This is a genomic window from Serratia sp. M24T3 (assembly GCF_000257645.1).
GTDB lineage: Bacteria > Pseudomonadota > Gammaproteobacteria > Enterobacterales > Enterobacteriaceae > Rouxiella.
Map to the genome: position 1 here is coordinate 1 of NZ_AJHJ01000027.1, position 23,428 is coordinate 23,428.

Annotated in this window: 25 protein-coding genes, 1 tRNA gene and 1 rRNA gene; 22 read left to right on the forward strand and 5 right to left on the reverse strand. The window is 49.9% G+C overall.

Features of this window, described 5'->3' with window-relative positions; translation table 11 throughout:
* Positions 1 to 94 precede the first annotated feature (94 nt).
* The 20 genes from rrf (at position 95) to dkgB (ending at position 16,155) form a co-directional block, all read left to right on the forward strand.
* Positions 95 to 210 (forward strand): 5S ribosomal RNA (gene rrf / locus SPM24T3_RS17580).
* Between the two features lie 230 nt (positions 211 to 440).
* Positions 441 to 517, forward strand: a tRNA-Asp gene (locus SPM24T3_RS17585).
* Positions 518 to 914: 397 nt separating this feature from the next.
* Positions 915 to 1,631 carry a beta-ketoacyl synthase chain length factor gene (locus SPM24T3_RS17590; RefSeq protein ID WP_009638146.1) on the forward strand — a complete coding sequence of 239 codons (717 nt, stop codon included), beginning with the start codon at positions 915 to 917 and terminating at the stop codon, positions 1,629 to 1,631.
* 17 nt (positions 1,632 to 1,648) lie between these two features.
* Complete coding sequence (locus SPM24T3_RS17595; protein ID WP_009638147.1) at positions 1,649 to 2,431, forward strand: 1-acyl-sn-glycerol-3-phosphate acyltransferase; 783 nt, start codon at positions 1,649 to 1,651, stop codon at positions 2,429 to 2,431.
* Positions 2,432 to 2,434: 3 nt separating this feature from the next.
* Positions 2,435 to 2,692, forward strand: coding sequence for a phosphopantetheine-binding protein (locus SPM24T3_RS17600; RefSeq protein ID WP_009638148.1), 258 nt, complete (start codon positions 2,435 to 2,437; stop codon positions 2,690 to 2,692).
* Positions 2,693 to 2,727: 35 nt separating this feature from the next.
* Positions 2,728 to 2,982 carry an acyl carrier protein gene (locus SPM24T3_RS17605; RefSeq protein WP_009638149.1) on the forward strand — a complete coding sequence of 85 codons (255 nt, stop codon included), beginning with the start codon at positions 2,728 to 2,730 and terminating at the stop codon, positions 2,980 to 2,982.
* A gap of 7 nt (positions 2,983 to 2,989) precedes the next feature.
* Positions 2,990 to 3,580 (forward strand): hypothetical protein, encoded by a 591-nt coding sequence (locus tag SPM24T3_RS17610; protein ID WP_009638150.1) that lies wholly within the window; start codon positions 2,990 to 2,992, stop codon positions 3,578 to 3,580.
* On the forward strand, positions 3,562 to 4,947 hold the full coding sequence (locus tag SPM24T3_RS17615; protein WP_037379043.1) for an AMP-binding protein: 1,386 nt from the start codon (positions 3,562 to 3,564) through the stop codon (positions 4,945 to 4,947). Before SPM24T3_RS17610 ends, SPM24T3_RS17615 begins: the two co-directional genes overlap by 19 nt.
* Complete coding sequence (locus tag SPM24T3_RS17620; RefSeq protein ID WP_009638152.1) at positions 4,944 to 5,285, forward strand: hydroxymyristoyl-ACP dehydratase; 342 nt, start codon at positions 4,944 to 4,946, stop codon at positions 5,283 to 5,285. The genes SPM24T3_RS17615 and SPM24T3_RS17620 overlap by 4 nt, the downstream gene beginning before the upstream one ends.
* Positions 5,276 to 7,000, forward strand: a complete 1,725-nt coding sequence (locus SPM24T3_RS17625) for a glycosyltransferase (protein WP_009638153.1) — start codon at positions 5,276 to 5,278, stop codon at positions 6,998 to 7,000. Before SPM24T3_RS17620 ends, SPM24T3_RS17625 begins: the two co-directional genes overlap by 10 nt.
* A 1-nt stretch (position 7,001) precedes the next feature.
* On the forward strand, positions 7,002 to 7,445 hold the full coding sequence (locus SPM24T3_RS17630; RefSeq protein WP_009638154.1) for a thioesterase family protein: 444 nt from the start codon (positions 7,002 to 7,004) through the stop codon (positions 7,443 to 7,445).
* Positions 7,445 to 8,047, forward strand: coding sequence for an outer membrane lipoprotein carrier protein LolA (locus SPM24T3_RS17635; protein WP_009638155.1), 603 nt, complete (start codon positions 7,445 to 7,447; stop codon positions 8,045 to 8,047). The genes SPM24T3_RS17630 and SPM24T3_RS17635 overlap by 1 nt, the downstream gene beginning before the upstream one ends.
* A complete protein-coding gene (locus tag SPM24T3_RS17640) occupies positions 8,019 to 10,346 on the forward strand; it encodes an MMPL family transporter (RefSeq protein WP_009638156.1) in 2,328 nt (775 codons plus the stop codon). The genes SPM24T3_RS17635 and SPM24T3_RS17640 overlap by 29 nt, the downstream gene beginning before the upstream one ends.
* The gene (locus SPM24T3_RS17645) at positions 10,343 to 10,921 is read left to right on the forward strand and encodes a DUF3261 domain-containing protein (protein ID WP_009638157.1); all 579 of its coding nucleotides are present in this window, start codon (positions 10,343 to 10,345) and stop codon (positions 10,919 to 10,921) included. The genes SPM24T3_RS17640 and SPM24T3_RS17645 overlap by 4 nt, the downstream gene beginning before the upstream one ends.
* Positions 10,918 to 12,087 carry a beta-ketoacyl-[acyl-carrier-protein] synthase family protein gene (locus SPM24T3_RS17650; RefSeq protein WP_009638158.1) on the forward strand — a complete coding sequence of 390 codons (1,170 nt, stop codon included), beginning with the start codon at positions 10,918 to 10,920 and terminating at the stop codon, positions 12,085 to 12,087. Before SPM24T3_RS17645 ends, SPM24T3_RS17650 begins: the two co-directional genes overlap by 4 nt.
* The gene (locus SPM24T3_RS17655) at positions 12,087 to 12,572 is read left to right on the forward strand and encodes a 3-hydroxy-fatty acyl-ACP dehydratase (RefSeq protein WP_009638159.1); all 486 of its coding nucleotides are present in this window, start codon (positions 12,087 to 12,089) and stop codon (positions 12,570 to 12,572) included. Before SPM24T3_RS17650 ends, SPM24T3_RS17655 begins: the two co-directional genes overlap by 1 nt.
* A complete protein-coding gene (locus SPM24T3_RS17660; RefSeq protein WP_009638160.1) occupies positions 12,569 to 13,300 on the forward strand; it encodes a 3-ketoacyl-ACP reductase FabG2 in 732 nt (243 codons plus the stop codon). Before SPM24T3_RS17655 ends, SPM24T3_RS17660 begins: the two co-directional genes overlap by 4 nt.
* Positions 13,297 to 14,529: a beta-ketoacyl-ACP synthase gene (locus SPM24T3_RS17665; RefSeq protein ID WP_009638161.1), complete on the forward strand. Its 1,233-nt coding sequence runs from the start codon at positions 13,297 to 13,299 to the stop codon at positions 14,527 to 14,529. Before SPM24T3_RS17660 ends, SPM24T3_RS17665 begins: the two co-directional genes overlap by 4 nt.
* Positions 14,530 to 14,531: 2 nt before the next feature.
* Positions 14,532 to 15,212, forward strand: coding sequence for a 4'-phosphopantetheinyl transferase superfamily protein (locus SPM24T3_RS24330; protein ID WP_009638162.1), 681 nt, complete (start codon positions 14,532 to 14,534; stop codon positions 15,210 to 15,212).
* Positions 15,213 to 15,351: 139 nt separating this feature from the next.
* Positions 15,352 to 16,155 carry a 2,5-didehydrogluconate reductase DkgB gene (dkgB, locus tag SPM24T3_RS17675; protein WP_009638163.1) on the forward strand — a complete coding sequence of 268 codons (804 nt, stop codon included), beginning with the start codon at positions 15,352 to 15,354 and terminating at the stop codon, positions 16,153 to 16,155.
* A gap of 103 nt (positions 16,156 to 16,258) precedes the next feature.
* On the opposite strand, the gene yafC is transcribed toward dkgB, so the two are convergent.
* Entirely contained in the window at positions 16,259 to 17,143 is an 885-nt protein-coding gene (yafC, locus tag SPM24T3_RS17680; RefSeq protein ID WP_009638164.1) for a DNA-binding transcriptional regulator YafC, read from the reverse strand.
* 126 nt (positions 17,144 to 17,269) lie between these two features.
* Positions 17,270 to 17,437 carry a hypothetical protein gene (locus SPM24T3_RS25535; RefSeq protein WP_157135329.1) on the reverse strand — a complete coding sequence of 56 codons (168 nt, stop codon included), beginning with the start codon at positions 17,435 to 17,437 and terminating at the stop codon, positions 17,270 to 17,272.
* Between the two features lie 31 nt (positions 17,438 to 17,468).
* On the opposite strand from SPM24T3_RS25535, the gene SPM24T3_RS17685 reads away from it, so the two are divergent.
* On the forward strand, positions 17,469 to 18,278 hold the full coding sequence (locus SPM24T3_RS17685) for an endonuclease/exonuclease/phosphatase family protein (protein WP_037379059.1): 810 nt from the start codon (positions 17,469 to 17,471) through the stop codon (positions 18,276 to 18,278).
* Between the two features lie 63 nt (positions 18,279 to 18,341).
* On the opposite strand, the gene SPM24T3_RS17690 is transcribed toward SPM24T3_RS17685, so the two are convergent.
* From SPM24T3_RS17690 to gloB, 3 genes are all read right to left on the reverse strand, one after another.
* On the reverse strand, positions 18,342 to 19,853 hold the full coding sequence (locus tag SPM24T3_RS17690; protein WP_009638166.1) for a sugar porter family MFS transporter: 1,512 nt from the start codon (positions 19,851 to 19,853) through the stop codon (positions 18,342 to 18,344).
* A 580-nt stretch (positions 19,854 to 20,433) separates the two neighbouring features.
* On the reverse strand, positions 20,434 to 21,807 hold the full coding sequence (gene mltD, locus SPM24T3_RS17695) for a murein transglycosylase D (protein WP_009638167.1): 1,374 nt from the start codon (positions 21,805 to 21,807) through the stop codon (positions 20,434 to 20,436).
* 69 nt (positions 21,808 to 21,876) lie between these two features.
* Positions 21,877 to 22,632, reverse strand: a complete 756-nt coding sequence (gloB, locus tag SPM24T3_RS17700; RefSeq protein WP_009638168.1) for a hydroxyacylglutathione hydrolase — start codon at positions 22,630 to 22,632, stop codon at positions 21,877 to 21,879.
* 42 nt (positions 22,633 to 22,674) lie between these two features.
* Here gloB and SPM24T3_RS17705 point away from each other — a divergent pair, with 42 nt between their 5' ends.
* Positions 22,675 to 23,400, forward strand: coding sequence for a class I SAM-dependent methyltransferase (locus SPM24T3_RS17705; protein ID WP_009638169.1), 726 nt, complete (start codon positions 22,675 to 22,677; stop codon positions 23,398 to 23,400).
* Positions 23,401 to 23,428: the final 28 nt, after the last annotated feature.

Sequence of the window (23,428 nt, forward strand, 5' to 3'; positions counted from 1 at the left end):
GTAATGAGGAGCATACGTGGGTATGTGACGAGATTGCGCGAAGGCGGCCAACGCAGCAGCAGTGTAAAAGCATCGTTTCTAGCACCAAGATTTGCCTGGCGGCAGTAGCGCGGTGGTCCCACCTGACCCCATGCCGAACTCAGAAGTGAAACGCCGTAGCGCCGATGGTAGTGTGGGGTCTCCCCATGCGAGAGTAGGGAACTGCCAGGCATCAAATTAGAAAGTGTACTGTGTAGTAGTAGAGCAGTTGCCTGCTCGAGAAGAGAGTAGGACTAAAAGCAACGCTTTTAGCACGTTGCTTGCAACGGCCCGAAGGGTGTATGACGGAGTCATGCATAAACTGCCAGGCATCAAATTAGTCTTCAATTCCCCTGACAAGGAATATTAACGAAGACAAACTGATAACAGACCGATTGTCTGTTGTGAGTGAAAGAACCGGTGGAGCGGTAGTTCAGTTGGTTAGAATACCTGCCTGTCACGCAGGGGGTCGCGGGTTCGAGCCCCGTCCGTTCCGCCACTAATTGCATAACCCTGAGTCGAAAGGCTCAGGGTTTTTTGCATTCTAAATCTGAAAAATACGCGCGTTCATCCCCATTTCTTCCTCTTTCGATAAGATTTTTGACGTTTTAATAAAATTTAAACTTAAAAACTTTATCCCTTAAGCCAATTTTATAAACATAATTAAAACATAATTCTTTAATTTTAATTACTTGAGAAATTAATCAAAAATTATACTTATTTTTAAGTTTATAGTTTATTAAATAATAGAGTATTGATATTTTCTTACCAAGATCCTGTTAAGATCATATTTAATAAATCTCGGGTTAGGATTATTCGCAATTACGAGTGCAAGCAGATAAGAAATCTAATACAGTCTGAAGTTAGACACTTAAGATTCCAAAGCCTGAGGTCACATGAATTACTCATTATCGGTACTTGACTGGCAGGCAATTGCACCGGGAGTCAGCACTTCAGAAGCCTGGCTGCGGTGGGCATTTTTACCAGAAAAGAGTAGATTCTGTGGCGAAATAGAAAAGAGCCAGCGTATCCCAATGATGTCTTCGCGCAGAATGAGCCTGGTTAGCCGCCTGGCGGTAGACACCTCATTAGCATTGCTGGAAAGGCATCAAATAGACAGGGCCGTGTTTACCAGTCGTCACGGCGAGCTTGAAAGAACCTATAAAATTCTTCAGACGCTAGCCCAGGAACAACAGGTTTCACCCACAGATTTTTCTATGTCAGTCCACAATACCGCTGCCGGTTGGGTGACTATTACTGCTAAAAATACCTTGCCGGTCACCTCATTAGCTGCCGGAAAAGACAGTTTCCAGCAGGGTATGATTGAAGCGCGGGCCATGCTATCTGTAAAAGAGGTAAATAAAGTCCTATTAGTGGATTTCGATGGCATCGTTCCCAAACCTTATGATTATATGAGCAGTACTAGCTATTCGCCTTACTGTATTGCGCTGGTATTGTCTCTGGGCGAGCAATTTAGTTGCCAGCGTATCGCTGAAACTCAGGTTGATGATTTGCCGCAGAGCTTAAGTTTTATAAGACATTACCTGCAAAACGACAGCGCATTTTGCATTAGTGCGGGATCCGGTCAGTGGCTGTGGAACCGCAAGGATTAAATACCGGAAAAAATGACATGAAACGAGCCAGCCTGATAAACCGCCTGTGGCGCTGGTTAGCAACCGGGATATTTTTTGTATTTTTCGGAATTGGCGGATTAGTCCTTTCTATCATCTGGTTTACCCTGTTGCGGTTGTTTATAAAAGATCCACAAAAGCTTAATTTGATGACTTTAAACAGTATAAAAAAGAGTTTTCAGCTGCTTCTTAACTCACTACGTCTAGCCGGTGTAATGAATTATCGTATTGTCGGCGCAGATCTTTTTAAGCAAGATAAAGGTTGTCTGATAGTCGCTAACCATCCTAGCCTGCTGGATTATGTTTTACTGGCATCCTGCATGCCGCGTTGTGACTGTATCGTCAAACAGGCGTTGCTGAGAAATCCTTTTGTCAGTGGCGTCATTAAGTCAGCCGGGTATCTGATTAACTCAGGATCTGAAGACTTGCTGAATGCCTGTAAGGAGAGACTGCAAGCAGGTGGTACGATTCTTATTTTTCCAGAAGGGACACGAACAATTCCTGGAGAAGCGCCTGTTTTACAACGAGGTGCAGCCAATATTGCGCTTAGGGCTGGATGTGAGATTCGTATAGTTTCTATTTCCTGTGAACCACCCATGCTAACCAAACGGGGCCGATGGTACAATGTTCCGCCGGTTAAACCCCAGTTTGTAATTACAGTTAAAAGCAAAGTAATACCCCAGGATTTTATACAAGCCCGTGACGCTTCGTTGGCTTTGGCAGCAAGACGATTGACTCAACATCTGCGTTCTGAGTTAGTGTTGAAAAATAACGAGAAATAAGCAATGGATCCACTAAGTAACGAAATCAAAATTCTGATCATCGATACCCTCAATCTTGAAGGGATGACGCCGGAAGAAATAGACACTGAAGCGGCGCTATTTGGCGATGGTTTAGGTCTGGATTCCATTGATGCTCTGGAATTAGGCCTTGCACTGAAAAATAAATATGGCGTTGTACTTTCGGCCGAAAGCGAAGAGATGCGCCAGCATTTTTATTCGGTTGCGACGCTCGCACGCTTTATCAATCAAAAATTAAAATAGTATTTAAACGAAACAAAATTTCCTGAGAAGGTTGTATGCAGAAGCCAGAAATTTATCAACAAATTAGCGAACTTTTAGTCAAGTTATTCGAGCTTGATGCTGATGACATCACGCCAGAATCGCGACTGTATGAAGACCTCGATTTAGACAGTATCGATGCTGTCGATTTGGTGGTGCACCTGCAAAAAATCACCGGCAAGAAAATCAAGCCTGAAATCTTTAAATCTGTGAAAACAGTTCAAGATGTCGTTGACGCCATTGACGTACTGATCAAAACCGAACAACAGTAATCAGACAATGACTGAAGGTCGTTTAACTCCAAGTTCTCGCCTGTCAGCCTGTTTGCAAGTGATAACGGTAACCGTGGTCATTGCTTATCCGCTCGTGGTTTGGCTGGGTTTGAAAACTTGGGGGGAGAGCGTTCTTGCGCCAGTTCTAGTAATGATATTTATTCTCCGCTTGCTGACTTTTCGCGGGAAACTAACCCAGTTGACCACTTTGGGAAGGACAGTAGCGATTACGGGCATTGCGCTTGGATCTGCCAGTTGGCTGCTGCATGAAACGCAAATGCTGCTCTATTATCCGGTAGTGGTGAATGCCCTGTTGCTATTGTTATTTGGTTATTCGCTTTTTGTTTCGCCCCCAATCGTGGAGCGACTGGCCAGACTCTCTCAGCCTGATTTGCCGCCCCGAGGTGTTAAATATACGAGGCGAGTGACGCAAGTCTGGTGTGCTTTTTTCATCATTAATGGTTCCATAGCACTCTTTACCTGCCTTTTCGGGGATATAGCGGTTTGGACCTTATATAATGGCGGTATCAGCTATCTGCTGATCGGTTTATTAATGGGTATTGAATGGACAGTCAGAAGATGGATCCAGCGTGTTTAATACTGCCGATGGAACAATGGCTGACTTCAATAGCCGATACCGACTCGCTAGTTGCCTGGAGTCGTACACAGCGCTGGCAGCAAAGTGACTTTCGTTTTGACGTGAGTCAGTTGGTTCAGCGCCTAAAGAACCTGCCACATAAACGCTGGGCACTGTGTTTTGATAACAGTTACCACTTTGCCGTGGCGATGCTGGCGACCCTTTATTGTGGCAAAATACCTGTGCTGCCGGGGCATCAGCGCCAATCGCTTTTGGAAGAGCAGCTGTCCGAGTTCGACGCACTGCTGACAGACTGTTCGCTAAGCCTGCCGTGCCCAACGTTGTTGCTCCCGATTACTTTTTCGGATGAAAATTCGTTTACTGAAAACGACAGTCTCATTCCATTGCCTGAATTTCCTGCTACGGCTTCGGTGGTGCTGTTTACCTCTGGCTCGACCGGCAAACCGCAAAAAATCACGAAAACGATAACCAGTTTGCAAACTGAAAGCCGCTGGCTTGCCCAGCGCTGGGGCCTGAGTCTGCGTAAGGGACGTTTGGCTGCAACCGTCTCGTCTCAGCATATGTATGGTCTCACTTTTCGTTTTATGCTGCCGTTAAGTCTGAGAGTGCCTTTTTTCGCAGAAAATCTGGAGGTCCACGAGCAGTTGATTGCCATGGCACAGCAGTTCCCTTTAACTGTCATCAGTAGTCCGGCCTTTTTACAACGACTTGACCCTCATCTCGAAAGGGTAAAATGCCAGCAGGTATTCTCAGCGGGAGGCCCTCTTTCTGTCGAAACCGCAGCGCACGTACAGAAGCTTTGCGGTACCTGTCCAGTTGATATTTACGGCACTAGTGAAACAGGGATTCTTGCCAGTCGGCAGCAACGGTTATCTGAAACTCCGTGGAAATTATTCGATGGCGTCGAGCTGTTATTCGAAAATAATAGTCCTACTCGTGCAGTCTCGGAATTAATCCCACAGCCAGAAGGCATTCCGTTAAGTGATAATTTACGAATAGCTGATAATAACCGACAGTTTCATTTGCTGGGTCGGCAGGATCGCATCGTCAAGATTGCCGAACAGCGACTCTCCCTTGATGAGATAGAGCAGCGATTATGTCAGCTTCCTACAGTAGCAAAGGCTTGTGTGCTGCAAATTGAGAAGAAAGGTCGGTCTTATGTTGCTGCCGTGATAGTGCTAAGCGCTTCAGGGGCTGAACTGCTAGGCAAAGAGTCGCAGGCTGCATTAACTCAGGGATTACGCCAATCTCTGCGAGGCTGGCTTGCTCCTGTTGCAATACCGCGATTTTGGCGTGTGATTCAATTTATCCCCATGAATTTACAAGGTAAAATAATTTACTCCGAACTGCGGGAACTGTTCTTATGATGCTCCCAGTGGTATTGAGTAAACACTGTCTTGACCATAGCCTGATGCTTGAACTGCAGCTGCCTGCCGATCTTTTCTGGTTTAAAGGACATTTTCCCGGACAACCCATTTTACCCGGAGTCAGTCAGCTCAACTGGGTGATGCATTTCGCCCGCCAGGATCTTGGCGTAATCAATAATTTTGCCGGATTTGACGTGATCAAGTTTCAGCGGCCGTTGTTGCCAGAGCAGAAAGTAACGCTATCGATAGAATGGCTTCAGGATAAAAATAAACTGATTTTCAGTTTCGATAGCGGTGAGCGGCAGGCCAGCAGCGGGAAGATTAACCTATGCCCCTGAAAGCGCCATTCCGCCCGTGTATTCTCATTCCTTGCTTTAACCACGGCGGCACGATGTCTGCGGTGTTAGCAAAAATTGAGCCTTTTAATTTGCCCTGTATCGTGGTCGACGATGGTAGCGACAGTAAAACGGCAACAGAACTCGACCGCCTGACCGCACAGTATCCATGGGTAACTCTACTGAGGATGGCGCAAAATCGTGGCAAAGGGGCGGCGGTAATGAGGGGCATCAGCGAAGCCGCCAGGATGGGCTTTAGTCATGCCTTGCAGGTAGATGCTGACGGTCAGCATCAGCTGAGCGATATCCCCAAACTTCTTAAACAGGCCGAGGAATTCCCCGAGTTTCTGATTTCTGGCAAGCCGCTTTATGATGACTCGGTGCCAAAATCACGTCTGTATGGGCGCTATGTCACTCATTTTTGGGTTTGGATCGAAACTCTATCGTTTTCGTTGCAAGACAGTATGTGCGGATTTCGCGTTTATCCTCTGCAACCGGCGCTGGCCCTGATGCAGCAGCACACAATTGGCGAGCGAATGGATTTCGATACCGAAATTATGGTGCGATTGTATTGGCAAGGCACGCGCAGCCGCTTTATTCCCACTCAAGTGATTTATCCACCTGACGGCCTGTCGCATTTTGATGCGCTAAAAGACAATCTGCGCATTTCATGGATGCATACCCGGCTCTTTTTAGGCATGTTGCCACGGATCCCCAAACTACTGCGATTGCGCAACAGCGCCAGCCGCGATCCTCACTGGTCTAAAACCCAGGAGCGTAAAGGGCTGTGGGGTATTCGCCTGATGATGAACGTTTATCGCGTGCTGGGACGGCAGAGCTTTCAACTGCTGCTTTATCCAGTCATTGGCTATTTTTGGCTGTCCGGATCACGTCAGCGCCGTGCATCTAAAGATTACCTGCGGCGTTTATCTGATTTCGCTGCGACTCGCGGTGTCACGTTACCTTATCGATTAAGCAGTTTTCGGCATTTTATGCGTTTCGGCGAGGCGATGCTCAGTAAGCTGGCGACTTGGCGGGGTGACACGCTGCTCGGGCGCGATGCGATACTGGTCGATAATGGACGCTGTGAGGCGCAAATCGCGACCGGAAAAGGCACGCTGATTATTGCTTCCCATCTGGGTGATATTGAATCCTGCCGCGCGCTTGGCGAGTTGGACCAGAATGTGAAAGTGAATGCGCTCGTGTTTACTCAACACGCTGAAAGATTCAATCAGGTGATGAAAGAAATCAATCCGCAGGCTAACGTCAATCTTATCCAAGTGGCGAATATGGGGCCAGAAACCGCCATTCTGTTGCGTGAAAGATTAGACCGCGGTGAATGGGTGGCAATTGTCGGCGATCGTACGTCGGCGGGAGGTTATCAGCGTAGCGGGCAACAGCGGCTGATTTTTTCCGATTTTCTTGGCTCTCCGGCGGCGTTTCCGCAAGGGCCTTTCATTCTGGCGGCAGCCTTGCGCGTGCCGGTATTTTTGATGTTTGGCATCATGCAGCAGAAAAAATTGAATATCTATTTTGAACCCTTTGCCGATCCGCTGCTGATCCCACGCGCGGCGCGGCAACAAAGTTTACAGGGTATTATCGACAGCTATGCCCGTCGCCTCGAGCATTACATCCTGCTCGCACCTCATGACTGGTTCAATTTTTACGATTTTTGGCAGCATCCCGAAGATGTGCCCGTTGATAGAGAGTCTGATTGAAATGGCCGAGAAAAAAGATCTGCGTTTATCCGCTCCTCGTTTCACTACACGCGTTGAGATAACCATCCCTTTTCACGATGTTGACCCCATGGGCGTCGTTTGGCACGGCAATTATTTTCGCTATTTCGAGGTTGCTCGCGAGGCGCTGCTTAAGCAGTTTGCTTACGGCTATCGCGAGATGGAAGCCTCAGGCTATGTCTGGCCGATTGTCGATACGCGCGTGAAGTACAGCGGGCCGGTCACCTTTGAGCAGCAGATTATTGTGCAGGCGGAAGTGACAGAGTTCGAAAACCGTTTGCGAATTGACTATCAGATTTTCGATTTACAAACCGGCAAACGCACCACCAGCGGCTACACGCTGCAAGTTGCAGTTCACATCGAAAGCAAAGAGATGTGTTTTGTTTCGCCGCCAGTTTTATTCGATAAAATGGGGATCAGTCAGTGATGCGTTTTCTATTAATAATTATCGCTTTAGTTAGCTTAAGCGCACAGGCCGTGACTCTCGACCAGCTTCAGCAGCGCTTTAGTCAACAACCGGTGCTGCGCGCTGAATTTAGCCAGCAGCGCAGCGTCAGCGGAATGGATCAGAAGCTCAATTCAAGCGGAAATTTGCTGATTTCACGCAGCGATGGTCTCTGGTGGCAGCAACAAAAACCCTTTCCGCTGAGCCTGTTACTGACAGACAGTAAAATGGTGCAAACTATGGCTGGTCAGGCGCCGCAGGTAGTGACAGCGCAAAATAACCCGCAAATGTTCCAGTTTAACTCGCTGCTAACGGCGCTTTTTCATGCCGATCATCGGGCGTTAGAGCAAAACTTTACCCTGAATTTCAGCGATCTTGGGCAGGGCAACTGGAGGCTGGTGCTTGAACCTAAAACCTCACCTTTAAACCGTCTATTCAAAACGATCACTTTAGAGGGCCAAAATTATCTGAATAATATCGATATCAATGACATGCAGGGCGACAGCACGAAAATTCGCTTCTTTAATCAAAGTACCGAGCCTAAGACTTTAACTGATGCCGAGAAGCAGCATTTTTCTTCCTGAACGCCATCGTCAGCTGGCTATCGGCTGGCTGCTAATCTGTTTGGCGCTGATTGCCGCGCTGTTTTGGCTGATACCGCGCAGTCAGGTCAACAGCAGCGTGCTGGCACTATTGCCCAAACAGCAACTGGCCGATGTGCCAGCAGATCTTTCTGCGGCCTTTAGTCAGCGGCTCGACCGCCAGCTGATGTGGTTGGTCAACCCGCCTGAAAATGAGCAGCGAGATGAAGCGCTGAACTGGTGGTTGAGTCACCTGCGCCAGCTGCCTGCGCTGCAACAGGTCGAAGGCCCGATGGATGACGCCCACCAACAGCAGTGGGGGCAGTTCTTTTATCAGCATCGAAATGCAATGCTCGATGATGCCACGCGCGCACGATTAATCAGCGGCGCCAGCACTCAGTCTCAGTGGATAATGGGCCAGGTATACTCTGCGTTTGCTGGCGTTAGTGGCAAGGAGTTGGCTAACGATCCGCTGTTATTGGTGCGAGCGTCGCAGATGGCACAGCAGCAAAACAGCGCTGGCATGGCGTTGGATAACGGCTGGTTAGTGGCCAAAGACAGTAAAGGGCAAAGTTGGTACTTACTTCACGCCGAGCTTCGCGCATCGTCCTACGATTTAACCAGCAGCAAGCAGATTGTTGACCAGCTCGAAGAATTGAAAAAACAGTTTCAGATTAAGTGGCCGGGGGCTGAAGTGCTGGAGCGTGGGACGGTTTTCTACAGCAATTATGCCAGCCAACAGGCAGAACATGATATTTCAACGCTGGGGCTGGCCTCGGTGATTGGCGTTTTTGCTCTGATTTTATTGATGTTCCGCTCTGTAGTGCCGATGTTTTTGAGCCTGTTATCGATTGGCATTGGTGCTTTGGCTGGCACGGTAAGCACGCTGTTGGCATTTGGCGAAATCCACGTCATGACGCTGGTGCTCAGTACCAGCATTGTCGGCATTTCCGCTGATTACACGCTGTATTTTCTGACCGAGCGGCGAGTGCATGGCGCACAGTCCACGCCGTTGGAAAGCCTGAAAAAACTGTTTCCGGCGCTGTCGATGGCGATGCTGACAACGGTAGTCGCTTATCTGATGCTGCTGATTGCGCCTTTCCCCGGCATGCAGCAGTTGGCAGTGTTTGCCGCCGCAGGTTTGAGCGCGGCCTGTATTACCGTGATCTGCTGGTATCCGTATCTCTCCAGGCATCTACCGGTCGGCCCAACGCCGGGTATATCGTTGATTCTTGGCTGGTTGCACGCCTGGCGTAATCAGAAGGCGTTGCGAATCGGGCTGCCGCTCGCGGTACTGGTGTTGGCGGTAATTGGCTGGTCGCAACTTCACGCCAACGATGATATCGGGCAACTGCAAGCGTTGCCTGCCAAGTTGCTCAAGCAAGAGCAACAAATCGCCGCGCTGACCGGGCAGTCCAACGACCAGAAATGGTTGGTGGTTTACGGCTCAAGCGCAGAGCTGACTTTGCAGCGTGTAGAAGCATTGCAGCCTAAATTAATCATCGCCCAAAAGCAGGGGCTGGTGGCAGGTTATCGTCTGCTAGGGTTGCCGTCGATGCAGCGACAAAAAGCCGATCTGGCTCTGATAACCGAGCGAGCCCCGCAGGTCGCTGCCGAGCTGCAAAAGGCGGGGATCAGCGTAAAGACTGCCGATATTGCAGCGCAATGGGTCTCTCCCGGTCAATGGCAGCAAAGTGTGGTGAGTCAAGGCTGGCGACTATTGTGGCTATCTTTGCCAAACGGGCGCAGCGCAGCGCTGGTGCCGGTCAACGGTGTTACCGACAGCGCCGCCATGCAATCATTGGCGCAATCGCTGCCTGGTGTCGGCTGGATCGATCGTAAAACCGAATTTAGCGACCTGTTCGCGCAATACCGCGTGATGCTTTCCTGGCTATTAGCATTGGCCGCCGGTGTTATCGCTGCGATTTACCTGTGGCGCTTTCGTTGGCCGCACGGGCTGATTTGTTGTATTCCAACGCTATTATCGCTGGCAATGGGTGTCGCGGCGCTGGGTCTGAGCGGGCACAGTTTAAATCTGTTCTCGCTGCTGGCCCTGATTCTGGTATTGGGAATTGGCATCAATTACACCCTGTTCTTTACCAATCCACGGGGAACGCCGACAACCTCGATGTTTGCGATTTTTATGGCAGTAGTCACCACCCAGCTAACTTTCGGCATGTTGGTGTTCAGCTCAACGCAGGCGATTAGCAGTTTTGGTATTGTGCTCAGCAGCGGCATATTTACCGCTTTTCTACTTTCCCCGCTGACCTTGCCGGTGAAAAAACGAGGAATAAAAAAATGATTAAAGGCAGGTTGCTGTTTTTGATAATCACTCTGCTACTCGCAGGATGCGCCACGCCTTCTCAACCTGATATGCGCCCGGAGGCTTGGCTAAAGCCTGGCGTGCGGGTGTTGCTGCCAGCGCCACAGCTTAATGAAAAGCTCGAACAGCAACAGCTGTTGACTGCCACCGTCGACGGGAAACAGCAATCGATGCTGGTGTTGCTGGCAGCCGACGGACAAACTCTGCAGCTGGCGGGGCTTTCGCCGGTAGGGATCCGCCTGTTTAAAGTGCTCTACGATCAAAACGGCATTCACACCGAGCAGGCGATTAAGATTGCGCAACTGCCGCCTGCCAATCAGGTACTGGCAGATATCATGCTGAGCTACTGGCCGATAAACCGTTGGCAACCTTTGCTGCCGGTGGGCTGGAAGCTAGTAGATACAGTCGCCCAGCGCACGCTGTATGACGATAAAGGGCAGATTATTATGCAAATTGATTACCTCGCGCAAAAGAGTAGTCGGCAGCCGGTGGCCATTACCCAACATGTGTTCCATTACCACATTGCGATTCAAAACGTCGGGGGTGATGCATGATTTATTTCTCCGCTGTCGGCATGGTCAATGCTTTGGGATCACAGCTTGACGAGATCGCTGCAAACCTTGTCGCCCGGCAATCTCCGGGTATGCAGCAGCAAGATCAATGGCTAACCAGCAAAAAAAACATTTGGCTTGGGCTAGTATCAGGCGCGTTGCCGGAAGTGCCACAAGCTCTTGCGTGTCATCGCAGTCGCAATAATCAGCTGCTAATGGCCGCGCTGCAACAGATACGCCCACAGGTTGAGAGGGCGATCGAAAAATACGGCAAAGATCGCGTTGCGGTAGTCCTTGGCACCAGCACCTCTGGCATTTCCGAGGGTGAAGATGCGGTGAAATTTAGCCAGCCAGAGGGCGTTTTCCCACACGAATTTTACTATCAGCAGCAGGAACTGGGCGACCCCTCGCAGTTTCTGAGCAAGCTGCTGGATCTTGGCGGCGTGGCCTATACGCTGTCTACCGCCTGCTCATCGAGTGCGCGAGCAATCATCAGCGGTCAGCGTTTAATCGAATCTGGATTGGCTGACGTTGCGCTGGTGGGTGGCGCGGATAGCCTGTGTCGCATGCCAATCAACGGCTTTAACAGCCTCGAAGCATTGTCTGAGGGCCGCTGCACGCCGTTTGCTGCCGACCGGGACGGCATCAATATTGGTGAAGCCGCGGCGCTTATTCTGCTGACCCGGGAACCTGGTGCGGTGGCGTTACTGGGCGTAGGCGAATCTTCTGATGCCTGGCATATGTCGGCCCCGCATCCGCAGGGAGAAGGCGCGGAACAGGCGATGCGCATGGCATTGGAACAAGCTGACCTGAGTTCACAGGATGTTGGCTATATTAATCTCCACGGTACCGCGACCGAGCAAAACGATCGGGTAGAGGCGCAGGTGATTCAGCGACTATTTGCAGGCGCTACGCCCTGTAGTTCGACTAAACATCTCACCGGACATACTCTGGGAGCCGCCGGAGCGACAGAGGCTGCTTTGGGATGGCTTATCCTGGAGCGTGATTTGCCGTTGCCGCCACAGGATTTTTCCATGGCTGAGCTGGATACCAGTTTGGGAGCGTTTGGCCTGCTTTTACAGCCACAGCGGCTGAAAAAACCGGTAATCCTCTCCAATTCTTTCGCTTTTGGTGGTAATAACGCCAGCATTCTGTTGGGTAAACCGTGATGACTTTTCTGGCCGCAGAACATTATTTACCGCATGAAGCACCGATGGTGATGCTGGAAAATGTCCTCGATGTCGGCAAAGACTCCGCCTGTTGCGAGGTAAAAGTCAGCGCCGATAGTTTGTTGGCATCATTTCTTGACCAGCATGGTCAGCTGCCTGTGTGGTTTGCGATTGAATTGATGGCGCAGACGGTAGGCGTGTGGAATGGATGGCATGCCCAGCAAGAGGGGGGTGAGCCGCAGCTTGGCATGCTTTTAGGCGGACGCGGCATGAAATGCAGTATTGCGGCATTTCCAGCGGGCAGCTTGTTGGTCATTCACGTCAGCCAGCTGTTAAAGGACGACAAGCTCGCGTGCTTTGAATGCACCATTGCATCCAGAGATAGCCAAACTCAGGTGGATACGCAGCTGGTGCAGGCCAGGCTGAACACTTATCAGCCTGAAGCTGAAGAAGCAAAAAGATTATTACAGGGGACAGCCACATGACGCGTTCAGTATTGGTTACCGGTGCCAGCAAGGGCATTGGTCAGGCGATTGCTATTCAACTGGCAAAAGACGGCTTCACCCTGGTGGTGCATTATCATCGCGATTTTGCTGGCGCAGAGCATACTGCCGAACAGATCCGCCAGGCGGGCGGCAGCGCTAGAACGATCGCTTTCGATATCAGCGATCGTTCGCAGTGTCGGGTAGCGATTGAAGCCGATATCGCCGCGCACGGTGCTTACTACGGGGTGGTAAATAATGCCGGTATCACTCGCGATGGTGCATTCCCCGCACTCACCGATGAAGATTGGGATGGCGTGATTCATACCAATCTCGATGGCTTCTATAATGTCCTGCATCCTTGTGTCATGCCGATGATTGGCCTGCGACAGGGGGGAAGAATTATTGCGCTTTCCTCCGTTTCGGGCATTACCGGTAATCGCGGGCAGGTCAATTACAGCGCCGCCAAGGCAGGCATTATTGGCGCCTGCAAAGCGCTATCGCTGGAACTGGCCAAGCGCAAGATTACCGTGAACTGTATCGCCCCTGGCCTGATTGATACTGGAATGCTCGACATGCAGCCGCAGGCCGTAGAGGCCGCCATGAATATCATCCCGTTGAAACGCATGGGATCTGCAGAGGAAGTCGCCGGTTTGGCCAGCTATTTGATGTCAGACATCGCGGGCTATGTTACCCGACAGGTGATTTCGATTAACGGCGGTATGGTATGAGTATTCAACGAGTTGTCGTCACCGGAATGAAAGGAATTACCGCCTTCGGCAATAGCTGGGAGTCAATCTCCGCACGCCTGCTCGAAGGCCGAAATGCGGTGCGCCATATGGATGAGTGGTTGATCTACAAGGGCTTAAATACTCATATCGCCGCGCCCATCGACGATTTTACTCTGCCGGAACACTACACCCGTAAACGCATCCGCTCGATGGGCCGCGTATCGCTGCTCTCCACGCGTTCTACTGAATTGGCGCTGGAACAGGCGGGTCTGATTGGTAACCCTATACTGACTGGCGGAGAAACGGGAATTGCTTTCGGCTCCTCCACCGGTAGCACTAAACCGGTCAGCGAATTTGCTACCATGCTGACTGAACAGCATACCAATAACATCACCGGCACTACTTACGTGCAGATGATGTCACACACTACGGCGGTAAATACCGGGCTATTTTTTGGCTTGAAGGGGCGGGTTATCCCGACTTCCAGCGCCTGCACCTCGGGCAGTCAGGCCATCGGTTATGCCTATGAGGCTATCCGTCACGGTTATCAGAAGGTGATGATTGCCGGTGGTGCAGAAGAACTTTGCCCTTCAGAGGCGGCAGTATTTGATACTTTGTTCGCCACTAGCCAGCAAAACGATACACCCAGTCTTTCACCGCGTCCTTTCGATATAAAACGCGACGGATTGGTGATTGGCGAAGGGGCCGGCACGCTGATTCTTGAGTCACTGGAACACGCTCAAGCGCGCGGAGCAAAAATTTACGCCGAAATTGTCGGCTTTGCCACTAACTGCGATGCAGCGCATATCACTCAGCCGCAGCAGGAAACCATGCAAATCTGTATTGCCAAAGCAATTAATCAGGCCGGGATCTCGCCTGCAGCAATCGGTTATGTCAATGCCCACGGTACTGCGACCGACCGCGGTGATATTGCCGAAAGTAACGCGACGGCGGCAGTTTTTGGCAGCACGACACCGATATCCTCATTGAAAAGTTACTTTGGTCATACTTTGGGTGCCTGTGGTGCGTTGGAGGCCTGGATGTCGATTGAGATGATGAACGAGGGGCAATTTTTCCCAACGCTTAATTTGACCGAGCCGGATCCTTTATGCGGCGATCTGGACTATATCATCGGCGAAAATCGTCAAATTGATACGGAATTTATCCAGTCAAATAACTTTGCCTTTGGCGGCATCAATACTTCGCTTATATTCCGTCGTTGGCCATAACGATGAAAACTACACTGGCAACCGGTTTGGTTAGCGAACTTTGTTTTTCACCGCGTTTACCCTCTGCCATATTGGCCGCCGCCAAGAGCTTTAGCCCACAGCGCGCAGCAACTTTTTTGGCAGGCAGGGCGCTGCTCGCCGAGCTGATGTTTACCCTTTTCAACCAGTCAACGCTGGCTGAAATTGTTATCCAGCCCGGTGGCAAACCCGTTTTTGCCGATCCAGCACAGCCTGAGTTCAGCTTGAGCCACAGTGGCAATCGGCTACTGGTGGCGATCTCAAAGCATGGGGCTGTAGGTTGCGACATCGAGGTTCATCGTGATAGGCCTAACATGCTGCGCTTGGCTCAAGCAGTTTTTAGCGTGGAAGAACAAAGTTGGATAAGCCATCAGCCCCAGCCCAAGGAGGCATTCTGGCAGCTCTGGTGCCTGCGTGAAGCCGCATTAAAACAGCAGGGATCGGGAATTTGGGCCATGGCTGAGTTGAGTATTAACCCGCAACTGCAGACTTTCTCTTCTTCAGCAACGGGTAGGCTGTTCCATGGTTTACAGGATGGGAATTCTCTGGCTCTCGCTTTGCCTGGCGATGTCAAAGAAATTGAGTGCTTGCATTATGATCCCCTGGTAACGCGTTTAGTGGCCGTTCCAGATATCGATTGGCTGTGCTATCAGCACAAAGAGTAGTTGCCAGACTGTTGCATATTAATCAAAAGTATTATGCGATTAGGGCTATTTTTATCCATTAACTCCCCGTTCATACTCTCGCCATATTGACCCTTTCACGGGGTCACAGATTATTGACAACAACATTGAGAGAGTAAAAATGAACATACCTGCCTTTGGTCTGGGGACTTTCCGTTTACAAGATAAAATTGTCAAAGATTCCGTAACTACGGCTTTGGAACTGGGTTATCGCGCTATCGACACTGCACAAATTTATGACAACGAAGCCGCAGTGGGTGAGGCGATTAGTGAAAGTGGGGTTCCTCGTGAAGAAATCTTTATTACCACCAAGATTTGGATTGAAAACCTAACCGCCGATGCGCTGATTGACAGCCTCAAAATCAGCCTGGGCAAGCTGAAAACCAATTATGTTGACCTGACGCTGATTCACTGGCCATCGCCGAACAAGGCGGTCAGCGTGGCAGAAACCATGCAGGCGCTAGTCAAGGCAAAGGCGCTGGGGCTGACTCGCCAGATTGGCATCTCCAACTTTACCGTGGCGCTAATGCAGGAAGCTATCGACACGGTAGGCGCGGCAGAAATTGCCACCAACCAAATAGAACTATCGCCGTTCCTGCAGAATAATAAAGTGGTTGAATTCGCGACTCAACACGGCATCGCCATTACTTCTTACATGACCCTGGCCTACGGAGAGGCGTTAAAAGAGGCAACTATCATTCAAATCGCAGAGCGTCGTAACGCCACGCCTGCTCAGGTGGTACTGGCCTGGGCGTTGCAACTGGGGTATGCGGTTATCCCTTCATCGACCAAGCGTGCCAATCTGCAAAGTAATCTTTTGGCACAGGAACTGACGTTGACTGCTGAAGATTTGGCGCAGATTGCCTTACTGGAGCGCGACGGGCGTTTAGTCAGTCCGCAAGGGTTAGCGCCAGATTGGGACTGATTTTTTCCTGATTTATTTCTGAGTTTATACGGTCCATCACGCTAAAGCCCTGATCCAGGTTTGGGCTTTTTCATGAAATCGGCAGTATCAAGAGAAAGCCTGTTTAACTCAGCTTTTCACTCAGGAAATCAATAAAGCAGCGAATCCGCGTGCTTACTGACTGATCGCTGTAATACACCGCATGCAGCGGCATAGCTATTCGCATCAGGTCAGGTACCAGCAGCTCGACTAAATCGCCGTTCACGACATCCTTGTGAGTCATAAAATCAGACAAACAGGAGATACCATTCCCTGCCAGGCATAGCTGGCGCAACGTTTCGCCGCTGCCAGCGCTGATAAACGGCGTAATAGTCAGTTGTTGACCGTCGGAACACAGCAGCGGCCATTTATTTAATGCCATAACTTCGTTGAATCCCAAACAACGGTGGTTAGCCAAATCATCCACACTTTTTGGCGTTCCCCATTTTTGCAGATAGACAGGAGATGCGAGTACGCTGCGGTAGCTCAGCATCAGTTTACGAGCACGCAGGCTTGAGTCTTCCAGTTCACCGACGCGAATTGCGACATCAACTTTCTGGTCAATCAGATTGATATTGCTCTCGGAAGAATAGAGCGACAGGGTCATTTTGGGATAACGTTCAAGGAATTCTGCTACCAGCGGTGAAAGCACATGCAGGATAACCGGGGTTGCGGCATCAATGCGCAACAAACCCTGCGGATCATTACGATGCTCCAGCAGATCGTTTTCCGCCGCCGACATTTCCTGCAGGATTTTTTGTACTCGCGTGAAGTAACGTTCGCCTTCATGGGTCAGGCTAATTTGCCGGGTTGTGCGGTTAAGCAACTGGATGCCAAGCTTCTGTTCCAGCCTTTTAATGGTTCGGCTAACGACTGAATTGTCTTGTTCAAGCTGCTCGGCCGCACGGCTGAAACTGCCACTTTCCACCACAGTCACAAACACCATCAGCTCTTCTGAGCTTGCTTTCATTGTTGCTTCTCCAGCATGAGTAATTATCAACTATGGCTGTTTTTATCATTTAATCACAAGTTTTCCCAATTCTTATGCTCTGAGTAAAACCTGATAATTGTCTGAATACTGTCCGCATTACTCATATCAGTGCTGATGAGTCGTCGGATAAATCGGTTTTTTACCTACAGGATGTATACCAATGTAAACAAATTGGGTCTTACCCAACGGCGGCGTATACTGAGAAATACCGCTGAAGGGAAATTTTCCGCACAGCAGATTCACGATATTGATATCGCCAGCGTTCGTTTTCAAAAAACAACGCTGGGTAGAATGGGTTAACAGTGTGCCGAAAAAAACGTATGCAATGAGGTATGTTGCAGGTCAACCGGTCGAGCAAATATTCCCTGGTGTGCTCGCACATCTGGGACCGGATCTGCCGCCGGGAGCTGCACTGCCCAATTCGAACATCTTGCGGATTATGGTCTGGAATATCTTTAAGCAGCAGCGCGCTGACTGGCTATCCGTATTGCAGAGCTTTGGTAAAGATGCGCAGCTAGTGCTGTTGCAGGAGGCGCAAACCACTCCGGCGCTAATCCATTTTGCCACGTCACATTACCTTGCTGCCGATCAGGTACCGGCTTTTGACTTGCCTCAACACCCTTCCGGGGTTATGACGCTTGCCGCCGCGCATCCGGTCTATTGCTGCCCACTGCGGGAACGTGAACCTCTGTTACGCCTGGCAAAATCAGCGCTGGTCACGGTTTATCCGCTGGTGGATGGGCGTTTGTTAATGGTGGTCAATATTCATGCGGTAAATTTCAGTATTGGTGTAGACGTTTACAGTAAGCAGCTGGACCCGATTGGCGAGCAAATTGCCAATCACAAAGGCCCGGTAGTGATGGCGGGTGACTTTAACGCCTGGAGCCGCCAACGTATTAATGCGCTATTCGGCTTCGCCAATAATGTCAATTTGCAGGAGGTTCGCTTCCCGGCCGATCTGCGTCGTACCGCTTTTGGCCGACCGCTGGATTTCATCTTTTATCGTGGTTTAAGTGTCACCAGCGCGCAGGTGCTTGAAACTCGTGCCTCAGATCACAATCCACTGCTGGTCGAGTTTCTGGCGCAGAGCCCGCCGCCGGGAATCGAGCTATAAAAATGCCCCGCTCAGCGGATGCTGGACCGGGGCATGGGGTAGCAATGCTATTTAATCTAAATTTTAGGCAGCCTCATCAACCGGCTTCATTGCCTTGGACTTTTTATTCTGCTGACGAGGATAAAAACGCCCCTCTTTCAGAGAAGTTTCAATCTCCTCCAATGAGCGCCCTTTGGTTTCTGGCACCATAAAGAAGATAAACAGGAAACCTAACAGGTTAAGCAGGGCGTAAAACCACATCGCACCGCCAATTCCCAATACGCTAACCAATGACAGCGCAGTCGCGGTCAGCAGCAAGTTTGAACCCCACAAGGTTGCAGCATGCAGGCTGGTGGCTTTCTCTCTTATACCCATCGGATACACTTCTGAACCCAGTAACCAACCGATTACCTGAATCCCGCCGGAATTAAACACCATAAAGGCAAACAGGCAAGTCACGATTAACCAGCCGTATTGCTGACCATGGCTGTCGAGCATAAACATCAGGCCCAGCAGGAACAGGCTGATGATCGCGCCTGGCATCATCCACAGCGTCAATGCACGGCGGCCAACATGGTCAACCACCAACTTGCCGATTATTGTCAGCACCAGATAGATCACAGCCACGCCCAGCGCGGAGTGCAATGCCGCTGCACGGCTAAATCCGGCATCGGTCAGGAAGGTCGGGGTATAGTAAATCATCATCTCGATGCCCGAAAGCTGGGTAAAGGCGGCAACTCCAAGACCAGCAAACAGGGCAGGGCGCATCCAGGGTTGTTTTAAATCTTTCCAGCCTGCGACACTTTTACGCTCGACTTTATCGTGCACTTTTTGAATATTTCGCAGTTCATGGCGAACCTCGCGGTCAGTCTCACGCACCATATTCAGCGCAATACGCGCCTCTTTGGTTCGTTTTTGACCCACTAACCAGCGCGGACTCTCGGGCATAGGCAGCATGCCGAAAAGCAGGATCAGCGCCGGAATGGCAGCAACCGAGAACATCGTGCGCCAAGTCCAGATATCCTGCATAAACGCGCCAACCAGGCCAGCGGTCAGGATGCCGATACCGATAGAAATATTGAAAAAGGTCACCAGTCGACCACGTTTTGCCGGCGGTGCCAGCTCAGCGATATATACTGGAACAATTTGCGAAGCTCCACCAACGGCAAAGCCAAGCACGATACGCGCCATACCGAGCCAGAAAGCGGTGGGAGAAAGACCTGAGCCGATAACGCCAACGGCAAAAATACCTGCGACAGTCATTACGGTATAGCGGCGACCAATTACGCTGGACAGTTTACCGCAGCATAAAGCGCCAATAACCGCACCAACAAGAATGGCGCTGGTGACCATTTCCTGCGCGTGACTTGTGAGGGAGAAGTCGTGGGTTATTTGCAGCAGTGCGCCTGAAATAATCCCTGTGTCGTACCCATATAAAAAACCAGCGATGGCAGCGATGCCTGTGGCGGTAAGGAGAAACGCATCTGCGCTAAGAAAATTGTTGGATTCACTATTTTCAACCTGGGCAGGAACGTTATTTTCGCCCCCCTGCGTCTCCGAGAGTGGTTCAATCTTTTCTAGATTAATCTGCGTCATAAGTACCTTATTTTCTAGTTTTATATCAGTGGTTCAAATACATCCTTGCGAAAGAGTATGAGGGGAAAAATAGGTGGCCAATCAAGGTGGTAGCAGGTGAGAAATATAGGCCGGCAATACTGTCTACCCCCTCTCCATTAAGTGTTTTATCTGGTCGGGTCTGTTTCTCACTGTTAATTAGATATAGCAGCTTAGATTCCTAATGTCATATTTTTGTGACTCTAATCACAGAATTTCGAGGGATAAAGAGCATATGGCCTATGAGTTTTACTTTTTGGAAAATAATATTCTGCAACGCGAGGTGGCGTGGGGGAGATATTTTCAAGGCTAAAATTATGGCGGCGGTAAATATTATTTTATGAAGGAGGGTATTATTTTAATAGTAGCGGCCAGTGTGGAGTTATCTTATTTAAAGGGTCGGTTTTCGCACTGATTCAACTCGTTTCTTTAGCAGATTTAAACTTGGAAGGGGATTATTTCTTAACTTGTGAGTGTTATGAAAATTCGTTGAATTTCAGGTAATAAAAAAGCACCCGAAGGTGCTTTTACTAACGATCACAGCGAGTATTTCACAGTAATATCAGCTGTCAGGACTCTGCTTGCCGCTGACATAGAGTGTCAGCTTCTCGCCCGGCTGGAGGTTGTCCAGACCCGTGTTCCAGCGCATCACATCTTTGATGTTCACGCCGTTGCGCTTGGCAATGCTCGATAACGAGTCACCTTTGCGCACCTGATAAGTAATACTGTCGCTGCTGCCACTAACGCCGCTGTCTGCCACTTGCAGGGTTTGCCCAACTTTTAGCACGCTCGCCGAGCGTAAATTGTTCCAACGCTGTAAGTCACTGGACTTCACATTCAGTTTGGCTGCAATTCCTGTCAGGCTGTCGCCGGAGCGGACCTTATAAGAAGCTGCGCCAGACGTGCTGTTGCTCGCCAGTTTTGTTTCCTGCACCGCACTGATGTCTCCATCAGCCAGAGAGTCTTTAAACTGATCTGCATGCGCTTTTGGCAACACAATGTAATGAGGGCCGTTAGGGGCCGTTACATTACGCTTGTAACCGGTATTATACGATTTCAGCTTAGTCAGTGACATGCCCGCCATCTCAGCCGCCTGAGTTAACTGCATCTGCTGGCCCACTTCAACACGCGCCAATGCGCGGTCTTCGTCAGGTTTCGGTAAGCTAACACCGTATTTTTTACTATGCTTAAGAATATCGCTAAGTGCCAACATCTTCGGTACATAAATCGACGTCTCCCGAGGAAGCGCCAATGACCAGAAATCTGTCGGTCGACCTTTCGCTTTATTCTGTTTTATCGCTTGCATCACGCGACCTTCACCGCTGTTGTAGGCTGCAACGGTCAGTAACCAGTCACCGCCGAACATTTTGTTCAGGCTTTGCATCATATCAAGCGCAGCAGTTGTCGATGCCACAACATCGCGGCGACCGTCATACCACTGGTTTTGTTTCAAACCATAGTTTCGACCCGTGCTTGGCACAATCTGCCATAACCCAGCGGCGTTGGCTGCTGAAGTTGCTTTGGGGTCAAAAGCGCTCTCCACTATGGGTAGCAGTACTAGTTCCATCGGCATATTACGTTTCTTAATCTGCTCGGTGATCCAGTACATGTACGGCTCTGCCCGTAATGTTACATCGTGGAGATAGCTCTTATTTTTTAAATATTTTAATTTTTGCTCACGGATCCGGGAATTATCCGGAACCTTCATCTTCAGCTCGTCGCCAATGAAGTTCCACAGATTCTTTTGCGCATTGGGGTCACTAGTGCCCAACCAATGCGCCGATGTCGACTGCCCATCGTCTGCGTACTCTCCTGCTTCACTTTGACTTGCCGAAGACAAACTCTGTGCATGCTGTTCGGGTACCTTGACGTCCTGCCTGGACGCCTGGCAACCCACTAGCAACACTGAGGCGAAGATAATCGCTTTAGCCTTCATGTGTGTGTCATAGTTGCTTAAAAGACGAGCAATACTACTTTGCCCTGTCAAAAAAGACAACTAAAAGGTTCAGAAGGTATCTTTGAGATGCCTCAAATGAGCAAAAACCTGCCAGTCAGATGTAATGCTTCCGTTAAGGTTTAAATTGTTTTGTAAATCAGAGTCATGGCATCGTAAGAATAGGTTGATTTTGCGTTCCAAACCTAGGGTTGTAGGCAGAGATGATTGTCCGTTTTTACGCTTATCCAGCACAGATTGTTCATGTACCAAAATATCAGAATCATCTGGGAGAATTGAGCGTGCAAACTTAAGATTTGAGACTGTATATTCGTGCGCGCAACAGACAAGCGTATCGTCAGGAAGTTCAGCTAAGCGTTGAAACGATTGGTACATTTGCTCGGGCGTCCCTTCGAACAATCTTCCGCATCCGCCCGAAAACATCGTATCGCCGCAGAAAAGGTAAGGCGCGCTATAGTATGAAATGTGACCTAATGTGTGCCCTGGCGTAGCAAAAATTGCCCAGTTTACCCCTCCAATTTCGACCCGATCGCCATTTTTAAGAATTATCTTAGCGCCCTTGCTCGAAGTTTCTTCTGGGCCGTATACTTTTACAGCAGGGAACTGTTTGATAATTGAGCTAACGCCGTCGACGTGGTCACCGTGATGGTGAGTCAACATGATAGCGGAAGGGGTCAGATTGCGTTCGGCCAACGTTTTGAGCACGGGTGCTGCTTCGCCGGGATCAACGATCACACAATGACCTTTTTGGTCATCCAGCAGCCAAATGTAATTGTCCTGTAACGCCGGAATACTGATAAGATTCATGACATACTCCTTAAGCAATTGCCTGAAAGTTGAACACAAAATATGAAGTCAGCCCAAATTCATAAAAAGCTGGTGGTGCCTTCATCGTGGAATGATATTCCTCGTGGTGATTACTACCGTGCCGCGCTTGAACAGCAACTGCAACCCTGGTGGAGCAAGTTGTACGGCTTTCATTTGCTTAAAATCGGAAATTTAAGTGTTGAAATCAACAGCGAAGACTGCCCGATCTCGCATCAGGTCAACGTTGCCCCAGAGGGCGAAAGCCTGCATGTGCAGGGCGATCCGTACTATTTGCCTTTTGAGCAAAAATCGGTAGACGCCTGCCTGCTGTGCCACACGCTAAATTATGCCACCGACCCACACCGCATTCTGCGCGAAGTCGACAGAGTGCTGATTGACGATGGTTGGCTGGTGTTGAGTGGCTTTGCCCCATTCAGTTTACTGGGAATGGGCAAATGCGTGCCTTTTTTCCGCAAGCGACAGCCATTTAATAGCCGCATGTTCACTCAGACACGCTTAATCGACTGGCTAAGCCTGCTCAACTATGAGGTGATGTTTAAATCTCGTTTTCAAGTGTTGCCATGGCATCGGCAGGGGGGACGTTTGCTTAGCGCGCATCTTCCTGCGCTCGGCTGTATGACGGTGATCGTCGCGAGAAAACGCACGTTGCCGCTGCTACCGACGGCCAAGAAAATGCCTGCTCGTCGTCAGTCGATTGCCCAGCCGGTGGGAGCCAACAAAAGCTATCGTAAAAAGCATGAGGATTAGGTTAAATTTTTATAAATTAAGGTGTTAT